This is a genomic window from Methylomagnum sp. (genome assembly GCF_054333355.1).
In genome coordinates this window covers 1-9,036 of record NZ_JBTEKS010000168.1, presented here as the reverse complement: position 1 = coordinate 9,036, position 9,036 = coordinate 1, and the positions used below count along the sequence as shown (strand labels likewise).

Below are 9,036 nucleotides of genomic sequence, written 5' to 3'. Positions count from 1 at the left end.
ACCCCCCCCCCCCCCGGGGACGGTCTTGCCGGTCATTGCAATTTGGTAATCCCCGCCAAGGTTTCGCTCAAGCGCTCAACCTCTTCCTCGGCCTGAACCTGCCGGGTCACGTCGTACTGCACGCCCAGGTAATAAATCAGCCCGCCCTCCCGGTCGAACAGCGGCGTCAGGGCCAGATGATTATGGAACAACTCGCCATTCTTCCGGTAATTGCGCAGGGTCACTTCGACCGGCTGGCAGTTCTCGATGGCCTCGTGAATCGCGGTCCTGGCCGCCTGATTCCCATCCGCCCCCTGTAGGAAGCGGCAGTTCCGGCCGATCACCTCCTCCCGGTCGTAGCCCGTGATGGATTCGAAGGCCTTGTTCACATAAACGATGGGCATGTCGGGCAAATCCGGGTCGGCCAGCGTGATGCCGTTGACGCAGGAATCCAGGATGGTCGATAGCACTTGGGGAATCAGGCCAGGGTCTTTTTCCGCGACGAAGAACATGGGGGCTTCCTCCTGTGGATCGTTTTATATACTTGAAACAGCCATAAACTGAACATCTTGCCCCCTCTCCCCCTGGGAGAGGGTTGGGGTGAGGGGGGACAAATGAAGCTTTCCTTCCACCGCTATCCCCGTGGGGCGGGTCCGGCGCAACGCTCAGCGCTTCGCCTCGATCAAGCCCTTGAGGTTCTGGACCGTGCGCTCGGCGCCATCCTGCACGGCCACCCGGATCAGCTTCTCGAAGGGCCGCATGAACATTTCCAGTTCCGGCAATTCGAACGTGAACGCCACCCGCGTGGATGGGCCGGAGGTGTCGGTCATTTCCAAGTCGTAGGTGCAGCGGTAGGCGCTGGACACCCCGCTGAACGCGATGCGCTTGTTGGGCTGAAGGTCGGTCACTTTGAAGGTCGATTCCGTCCGGTGACCATGATCGACCCGCACCTGCCGGGCCAGCGCCCCGACATGCAGCGACGACTTGCCCGACAAGGGCTTGAGTTCCACCACCTCGGGCGACCATTTCGGATAATTGTCGAAAAAACCGTCACCGATGAAGGTGAACACATCCTCGACGGGTTTCCGAATGACCGTGCTCGCCTTGGCGACCACGGGCTGCTTTGAGCCAAACAACATCGCTTACCTCCTTATTATGGGAGCGCGGGCGTTCCCGCCCGCCTCCCGGCCAATCACAGAATGTAGGTGTCCACCCCGGCCAACAGCAGATCGTACTGGGCCTCCACGAGTTCCTTCACCACCGTGGCGGGCAGCCCGCCGACCACATTGCGCTCCAGGCCAATCCAGCCCACCGCGTCGGTCGGGCCAAGGCTGATGACATAGCCCAATTCCTGGTGCAGATACGGCTCCAGCAGCTTGACCGGACCCGCGTGGCGCAGGATGTTGCGGGCCGCCAGCTTGCCCTTGCGCACCGCGTTCTGGGCGCTGAAGGTGTTGGACCCCGGTAGGCGGTAACGGGAACAATCCCCGGCGGCGAAGACGCGCTCCAGCGGTTTGCCCTCGGCCATGACCTGCCCGAACCAATTGGTTTCCAGCCGGAAGGCGGGGCTTTTGCCTACGAACAGCAGGGCCAGTTCCGACGGCAATTCGAGCCGCTCGCCGCTGTCGCGCTGTTCCAGAACGACGTGGCCGTCCCGCTGCTCGCGGAAAAAATGATTGGGCACGTAGTCGACGCCGAGATCATTCATCCGGGCTTCCACATAGCGGCCCAGCTTGGGATTGAATTGCTTGAGCGGCGCGTCGTCGGCGTCCACCAGCCGCAACCGGCACGGCAGGCGCTTGTCCCTGGCGAAATGGGCGATTTCGAACAAGAACTGAATCCCTGTTGCCCCGCCGCCCACCACGGTGATATGACCGTCCTCCCGCCCACCCGGATTGAAATGCTCGTCCAGCAAGTCCGGCCCGGCCTCGGTGATGAAATCGTCCAGGTGCAAGGTGTGGGCGCTCTTTTCCAGGCGGCGTGAGGCGGCGCCGGTGGCTATTAGCAGATAGTCGAATTCCAGCAATTCCTCGCCCACGGACAACACCCGGTCGGCGTTCCATTGCCCGAGCAGGATTTCGTCTAGGGGGAGTTCGGCCTGGATGTGGCGGACGCCGAAGCGCGATTCCAGCGCCCGGAACGGCAGGTGGAAATCCGTCAGGGGGCGGCGGAAGCTCTCGTGCAGGTGGGTGATCTTGAGGTGGTGGGCGCGGGGGTCGATCAGGATGATTTCGGCGTCGGAGCGATGCTCTCGAAGCGTCGCCAAGGCCGCGAGGCCGGAATAGCCGCCGCCGACAATGGCAACCCGGAGCTTATCCTTGCCGGGAACATAAAACGGTATGAACATGGCGACGCTCTCCGATTTTTGTTGTTCTTCCCTGTGCGAAAATCCCCGGTGGCACAAGGTCCGCTGGAGAAGTAGACCCGGCGGGGGGAAGAAAGTTCATCGGGAGTCGCCGAATAGCGCGGGGGCGGGGCCGGGGCCGCGTACGAACGGCCTAGCGTGGATGGCGGTCTTGGGGGTAAAATCCACAGCCTGATTCGCGCTTGACCAGGCTACGGAAGGATCTTTCCGCGAATCCCGCCCATCGCCCCGGTAGCTCAGTTGGATAGAGCATCCCCCTCCTAAGGGGAAGGTCGTACGTTCGAATCGTATTCGGGGCACCAAATAAAACAAAGCCTTACGGGAAATCGTAGGGCTTTTTTGTTGCCTGTAGGGCTGTGGCGGGGCGCTTAACGACAACAAAGGACGGCAAAAGCGCCTCGAATTGATCGCCGGATTGGCGGCACACATCTAAACGCTGGCGGCCCCATCGAAGTCGATATTGACGCCGTCGCTCATTGATAACGAGCAGTCAAATCGTTTATTTCGTTTATTTCGAATATTTCAAATTATGGGAAGATGTGGCCGTTCCGGTGCGCTCACTTCGGCAAACTTTATGATGCCGACACGGGCCGCTGAATCATCAAACACAAGTCACCCAAACCACCCAAGCGAATCATGAACGCCAACGTAAAACCGGAACTCCCCACGGAGTCGGAAGCGATGCTCGCCCGGGAAAGCAGTCGGCAATTGTCCCTCTATCTGAAAACCCGAGAGGAAGCGCAATCCATCCGGGTGATCGACCAAGAAGGCGAACACGAAGCGGTCAAAATCCCCACCGCCGCGTTTCGCCTGCTGATCGACATCCTAGCCGAGATGGCGCAAGGCAATGCCGTCAACCTCATCCCGGTCCATGCGGAACTCACGACCCAAGAAGCTGCCGACATTCTCAATGTCTCCCGGCCCTTCCTGGTCAAGTTATTGGACGAAGGAACGATCCCCTACCACAAAGTGGGAAAACACCGCCGTGTGCGGTATCAGGATGTCATGGACTACAAGAACACCATTGATCGGAACCGGCGCAAGACTTTGGATGAACTGGCGGCCCAGGCACAGGAACTCAACATGGGCTACTAACCAATGACCCATTTTTCCGTCGTCTACGATGCGTGCGTCCTTTATCCCGCTCCTCTCCGCGACTTTCTCATGCACCTGGCGCTCACGGACCTGTTCCGCGCCAAATGGACCGAAGCCATTCACCAGGAATGGATACGAAGCGTCCTCGCCAACCGGCCCGATCTGACAGCGGAGCAGCTTGGTCGCACCAAGGCGCTGATGGACAGCCATGTCCGCGATGCCCTGGTGACGGGGTACGAGTACCTCATTCCCGGCTTGGAACTGCCGGACCCGAACGACCGGCATGTGCTGGCGGCGGCGATTCGCAGCCAATCTAGCCTGATTGTTACATTCAATCTGAAAGACTTTCCGGCGGACGCGCTGGAAAAACACGAGATTGAAGCCATTCACCCCGATGACTTTATCGCCGACCTGTTCGACCTAAATCCCGCCAGGGTACTGGAAGCGGCGGCTAGCCACCGCCGGAGCTTGAGAAACCCGCCGAAATCGGTGGAGGATTATCTGGATGTGCTGCTCCAGCAGGGGCTGCCGGAGACGGTGGGCCTGTTGCGAGGAATGGGGGTGGCGTTGTAATGCGTAGGCTGGGTTTCGTTCCTCAACCCAGCCTACGGCCCTTGACGTGATGCTTACGTTTCTTGTTTTGAAGAGAATTGAATACTATTGCACGGCGCAATTGACGTTTAGCAATAGCACGATGAGGGCATCAGTTAGCGCAACCCAAATATCGCTAGCAAATTTGTAACCCGTAGCAGCAAATCATTATAGAGGCTGTAAATGGCTGATAAGCGTATTCAATTTATCGAGTTATCTCGACTTAAGCTTGATCCAGAAAATCCCAGATTACCTTTATCTATTGAACGGGATGAATCTTCTATGTTGGACTACATAGCTGAGTCTACGGCTATAGAAGATCTCATGGGTGCGATAGCTGAAAATGATTTTTTTCCAGGAGAACCTGTTGTAGGTATACCAGATGGTAACGATTTCATTGTAATTGAAGGAAACCGACGCTTGGCGGCTGTTTTGCTCTTGCATGAGCCAGACAAATGCAGCCACCCAAGCATGCGAATGAGAGAAATAGCAGCTAATGCTCGTTACAAACCAAAATGCCTGCCTGTGATAAATGGTGGAACTCGTTCAAAAGTTCTTCCATATCTAGGCTTTCGACACATTACCGGCGTCAAGGAATGGGAGCCACTCGCAAAAGCGAGGTATATGAAGCAATTATTCGATCTGACATCTGCAAAGTTAGAGCCAGCCCAACGCTATAAAGAAGTTGGTCGATCCATTGGTAATCGGAGCGATCATATCAAGCGCAACCTTGATGCGTTGGCCGTATATGACTTTATTGAAAATAACAATTTTTTTGAAATAGAAGGGCTGGATGAGGAATCAATCAAATTTTCCGTACTTTCCACGGCGCTAGCCAATGATCGCATTGGTTGCTTTACTGGAGTTTCAAGAAAAGACGGAGATGATGACTATACGCCGTCACACCCTATAATTAATCCAGAAACATTAAAGCCTCGAGAAATCCATGAGATTACCGATTGGCTATATAAAAAGGGTGAAAACGGGAGAACACGGATCGGAGAATCTAGGAACTTAAAGCTATTATCCGCCGTAGTAGATTCTCATCGAGCACTAGCGGCTTTCCGGGATGGCGCAACTCTTACTTATGCCTATCAGCTTACTAGCGAAATTGCTAAAGATTTTATCGGACTCCTTTATCAAGCGGAAGGAGCATTGACAGAAGCGGCGGGAATAGTTGCAACGATGGATTATGATGACGAATCCTTGAGAGTTTCGCGACGTATATTGGAAACCATTAGGCTAATCGGTAAAACCCTAAACGAAAAGCGTAAGCCTGACGAAGATGAATTTTAATATTGGAGAAATCCATCCAAACAGCCCTCACCTCTTTGCTGATCTTGCCGAGCTTCTTTTATTGATTGGGTATGGGGGAAGGAATTGGATACACAAAAATGATCTATTGGCTCTGCGGACATCTGCTAGCACTAGCCTAGAAGAAATTGACCAGGAAACCGCGATAATGGAGGGCTTAGAAAGCAATGCACGAAGACATGACCGTTTAGAAACGCAACTTGAAGATGTGTGGACACAATTGGAATATCGCTCGGGTGCAATGAAGCATTTTTATCCGTTTGTTGTTCGAGGCGACAAGCTGCTGTTATTAGATCAGTTAAATATTAAGCATCGTTCATATCGGTTATTAGTAGCCTGCTCCCGCTTGCGATCCTTCGCAAAAAAGGGTATCCCGCAACGATGGGCTAAGTCATTTACACTAATATCGCGTTTAGCATTGCATGGGTTAATGCCTCCGCACGCATCAATCAGAATTTTTGATGCTAACTCAGAAGACCGCCGAGAGTATTACAGCACAGATCTACGTGACGCGCTGGTTAAGTTGGGTATTGATCTCTGTGCGTTTAAGATTGATAAAGAGGAGTGCCGAAAAGTGCCTGCTCAAGGCGATGGGGGAATTGATTTGGTCGCAACAATTGATTTCAGCGATGGTGCGGCGGGAACATTCGCGATTATTGGGCAATGTGGGGCACAAGAAACAGGCTGGCCATCAAAAACTCTTGAGGCCACACCAGTACGTTTTCGCAATTTCTTTTCAATACCCTTCGACTGGCCATCTATAATGTTTACTCCTGTTTGTTACCGTAATTCCAATGGGGAGTGGGTAGATAATCAGAGCACTAATGGGATTCTCCTAGCGGATCGACTCCGAATTTTATCCTTGCTTGAAAAAATGGATGTTTGGAGCTTGCTCGCAGACGCGGAGTGGTTTTCCTGTTTTGAGAAGGAATTTAAAGAAGTTCAGTACAGTAGCTAATACCAGATTTACGACCATACATCCGGCAATGCTCGCGCCACAGCTTCAAAAAGCGCCGGAGGCACAGCATTCCCTACTACGGTATAGCGCATACCCAAACTTCCTGACCGAGTATCTGGAAAAACCAAATCCCCCAATCCTTGCAAGCGCGCTGCTTCCCTATAGCTAAACCGTCGCGCCCGCCCTTCATGGGCGAATGCCCAAACATTGTGCTCCAATTTCCGAAGCGGGGGACTCATAGGATGCAGAGGCATATGACGGGGGTTGGCAACTATCGTTTTGGAAGGCTGGTTCCAATCACGGCGCCTGTCACGGGAAAGGTAATACCAATGAAAGTCATGCGAGTAAAACTCTCCTTCCGGCCATTCAGGCATATCAGCTATGGAATCTTGGATAGTGATAAACGGTTGGTCAGTACCTGCGCCGTGTGTGGGAGAGGGAAACTGGTAACTCATACCTAAATCTTGTCGTAAACCGACGATAAAGATACGTCGCCGCTCTTGGGGAACGCCAAAGCTGGCAGCATTAAGCACGTCAGCTTCCACACGGTAGCCTGCCTCTGAGAAAACTTTTAACTGGTCTTCCAGCAAGTGACGAAAGTTTTTCCTCACCATCCCCGATACATTTTCGACGATAAATGCCTTGGGCCGAATCGCTTTTAACGCACGAGCAAATTCCAAATATAACTTATTGATTTTCCGATCCGGTTTCCTCACTCCACCTTGGCTGAATCCTTGGCAGGGATAACAGCCTACCAACAGTTCAGCATGTGGAAAGTTTTTGATTTTCCCGACATCGCCGGACACATAGTCCGTTTCAGGGTGATTGGCCCTATAGACATCTCTAGCGTAGGGCAAGATGTCATTAGCCATAAGCACGTTGAAGCCGGCCCGGATGATTCCCGCATCCGAGCCGCCGCAACCAGAAAAGAGAGATACAGCGGTAGGCATAAGTCATTTTTCCTCGGCGGGCGATTATACGTGATGCCAGTTCGCCAGCCAGAGGCATCCCATTACCAACAAGTTGCTGGATAGCGTAAGCTCTTGAATTTGTGATCCTGTGGCTTGGGCGATGGAAGAATTCTCAGGAGCGGCGTGGGGCGATCCGCAGCTGATGAAACGGCTGATTCGACTGGTGGGCAACCGGTCCGCCCAACTTCCCTTCCCCTTCCGCCCCCGCTGCCTCTGCCTAGACCTCGAAACCTCCCTCGGCCCCGACACCCGCCTCCACAAGCTCGGCGCATGGCGGTCTACTCCGAAGAGCGCGTTCGCTCCTCCCGGCATTTTCAAACCCCAACCCCACACTTGCCCCCACAATGCACCTGCATTACCCTCCAAGCCCAAGCTTCCACTCCAGGAACCGCCATGGCCTCCCCCTTCGAACTCGAATCCACCCTGACCGACCGCTATCAAACCACCGTGCCCGATGCCGTGCGCCGAGCGCTGCGCTTGAATCGGCGCGACAAAATCCGCTACACCATCCAAACCGATGGCCGCGTCCTCCTGACCCGCGCCGAGTCCAATTCCGAAGACGACCCGGTGCTCGGCCAATTCCTAAACTTCCTGGCCCGCGACCTGGAAGCCCACCCGGAAGGCATCACCGCCATCGACACCGGGCTGGCGGCACACATCCAAACGCTGGTGGCCCCCGTCGAGGTCGATCTCGACGCCCCGCTTTCCCCCGACGACGAATGAAGCGGGCCACCCACGCGCCGTTGAACGTCAACGGCTGGACCCTGTTCGCCCATCCCCTGTTTCTGGACCAGCTAGAAGGCTTGGCGGCGAAGGTCGAAGCCCTGCGTCTGGCCGACCCCACCGGCTATACGAAGAAAAACGCCGCCAAACGCCTGTCCGCCATCGCCAAGCTGGCCTTCGAAGTCATCCCGCAAGACCCTGGCCGCCCCGAATACCGGCAAGGAGCGACCTTGGGCGGCGAACATAAGCACTGGTTCCGCGCCAAATTCTTCCAGCAACACCGGCTGTTTTTCCGCTACCACGGGGAAAGCCGGATCATCGTGTATGCCTGGGTCAATGACGAAACCACCCTCCGTGCCTACGAGAGCGCCGATGATGCCTATCGGGTGTTTCGACGGATGCTGGCGAGCGGCCACCCGCCGGATGATTGGAGCCAACTGCTCGCCGAGGCCAAGGGCGCGGCGGATCGTTTGAATCGGACCATGCGAAAATCCGCCGACCCAACCGCCTGACCATCTGGCGAGCGGGTTGAAACAATTTGGTCGGGGTAAATACCCCGACAGGTTATAGCCGCCGCAAGGCGCAATGATTGAGGTACATCCACATGGGCATGTTTGATTCGCTCTATATCGAGCTGGATGGCCGCCAGCAGGAACTCCAGACCAAACGGTTTGACTGCGCCTTACGCCGTTACCGTTTGGGCGACTGGATCAGTGGCAGTCCGCCGGGGGTGCGCGTGTATTTCGATAGCCTATGGCTGGATGCCACCGGCAAGCAGGTTTATCGCCCCGATGCCGAGTGCGTGCGCGAAACGACCGTGTTTGTCGTGCTGGCTCAGGGCGTCTTCGTCGAATACCGGGTCCATGAAGGCGAACTGGCCGCCGAAGCCATCGAGCCGATCCTGCGCGAGTTGCGGGAGCGCTGGCGCGATACGGCCCGCCTGCAAGGGTTTTTGGTGGACACCTTGCGCGACCGGCAACAGCGGATTGCCTCCCTCGAACACCGGCTGGGCCGCGTCCGGTCGATCATCGACAGCGCCC

At 55.4% G+C, this 9,036-nt stretch carries 11 protein-coding genes and 1 tRNA gene; 8 read left to right on the top strand and 4 right to left on the bottom strand.

Annotation, left to right across the window (positions count from 1 at the left end):
* Window positions 1-32 precede the first annotated feature (32 nt).
* The 3 genes from ACXWUF_RS13345 to ACXWUF_RS13335 form a co-directional block, all read right to left on the bottom strand.
* Entirely contained in the window at window positions 33-491 is a 459-nt protein-coding gene (locus ACXWUF_RS13345) for a PAS domain-containing protein (RefSeq protein WP_458495159.1), read from the bottom strand.
* 153 nt (window positions 492-644) lie between these two features.
* Window positions 645-1,118: an SRPBCC family protein gene (locus tag ACXWUF_RS13340; RefSeq protein WP_458495158.1), complete on the bottom strand. Its 474-nt coding sequence runs from the start codon at window positions 1,116-1,118 to the stop codon at window positions 645-647.
* A 53-nt stretch (window positions 1,119-1,171) separates the two neighbouring features.
* Window positions 1,172-2,326, bottom strand: a complete 1,155-nt coding sequence (locus tag ACXWUF_RS13335) for an NAD(P)/FAD-dependent oxidoreductase (RefSeq protein WP_458495157.1) — start codon at window positions 2,324-2,326, stop codon at window positions 1,172-1,174.
* A 243-nt stretch (window positions 2,327-2,569) separates the two neighbouring features.
* Here ACXWUF_RS13335 and ACXWUF_RS13330 point away from each other — a divergent pair.
* The 5 genes from ACXWUF_RS13330 to ACXWUF_RS13310 all read left to right on the top strand — a co-directional run bounded on the left by ACXWUF_RS13330 (window position 2,570) and on the right by ACXWUF_RS13310 (window position 6,302).
* A tRNA-Arg gene (locus ACXWUF_RS13330) sits at window positions 2,570-2,646 on the top strand.
* Between the two features lie 334 nt (window positions 2,647-2,980).
* Complete coding sequence (locus tag ACXWUF_RS13325) at window positions 2,981-3,439, top strand: helix-turn-helix domain-containing protein (RefSeq protein WP_458495156.1); 459 nt, start codon at window positions 2,981-2,983, stop codon at window positions 3,437-3,439.
* Window positions 3,440-3,442: 3 nt separating this feature from the next.
* Complete coding sequence (locus ACXWUF_RS13320; RefSeq protein ID WP_458495155.1) at window positions 3,443-4,012, top strand: PIN domain-containing protein; 570 nt, start codon at window positions 3,443-3,445, stop codon at window positions 4,010-4,012.
* Window positions 4,013-4,213: 201 nt separating this feature from the next.
* Window positions 4,214-5,326, top strand: a complete 1,113-nt coding sequence (locus ACXWUF_RS13315) for a hypothetical protein (protein ID WP_458495154.1) — start codon at window positions 4,214-4,216, stop codon at window positions 5,324-5,326.
* Window positions 5,316-6,302: a hypothetical protein gene (locus ACXWUF_RS13310; RefSeq protein WP_458495153.1), complete on the top strand. Its 987-nt coding sequence runs from the start codon at window positions 5,316-5,318 to the stop codon at window positions 6,300-6,302. The genes ACXWUF_RS13315 and ACXWUF_RS13310 overlap by 11 nt, the downstream gene beginning before the upstream one ends.
* An 8-nt stretch (window positions 6,303-6,310) precedes the next feature.
* Here the strand turns inward: ACXWUF_RS13310 and ACXWUF_RS13305 are convergent, their stop codons facing one another.
* The gene (locus ACXWUF_RS13305) at window positions 6,311-7,252 is read right to left on the bottom strand and encodes a DNA cytosine methyltransferase (protein WP_458495152.1); all 942 of its coding nucleotides are present in this window, start codon (window positions 7,250-7,252) and stop codon (window positions 6,311-6,313) included.
* A 414-nt stretch (window positions 7,253-7,666) separates the two neighbouring features.
* On the opposite strand from ACXWUF_RS13305, the gene ACXWUF_RS13300 reads away from it, so the two are divergent.
* The 3 genes from ACXWUF_RS13300 to ACXWUF_RS13290 form a co-directional block, all read left to right on the top strand.
* Window positions 7,667-7,996 (top strand): type II toxin-antitoxin system PrlF family antitoxin, encoded by a 330-nt coding sequence (locus ACXWUF_RS13300; protein ID WP_458495151.1) that lies wholly within the window; start codon window positions 7,667-7,669, stop codon window positions 7,994-7,996.
* Window positions 7,993-8,508 carry a type II toxin-antitoxin system YhaV family toxin gene (locus ACXWUF_RS13295; protein WP_458495150.1) on the top strand — a complete coding sequence of 172 codons (516 nt, stop codon included), beginning with the start codon at window positions 7,993-7,995 and terminating at the stop codon, window positions 8,506-8,508. Before ACXWUF_RS13300 ends, ACXWUF_RS13295 begins: the two co-directional genes overlap by 4 nt.
* Before the next feature lie 77 nt (window positions 8,509-8,585).
* A partial coding sequence (locus ACXWUF_RS13290) for a hypothetical protein (RefSeq protein WP_458495149.1) occupies window positions 8,586-9,036 on the top strand: 451 nt, incomplete at its 3' end.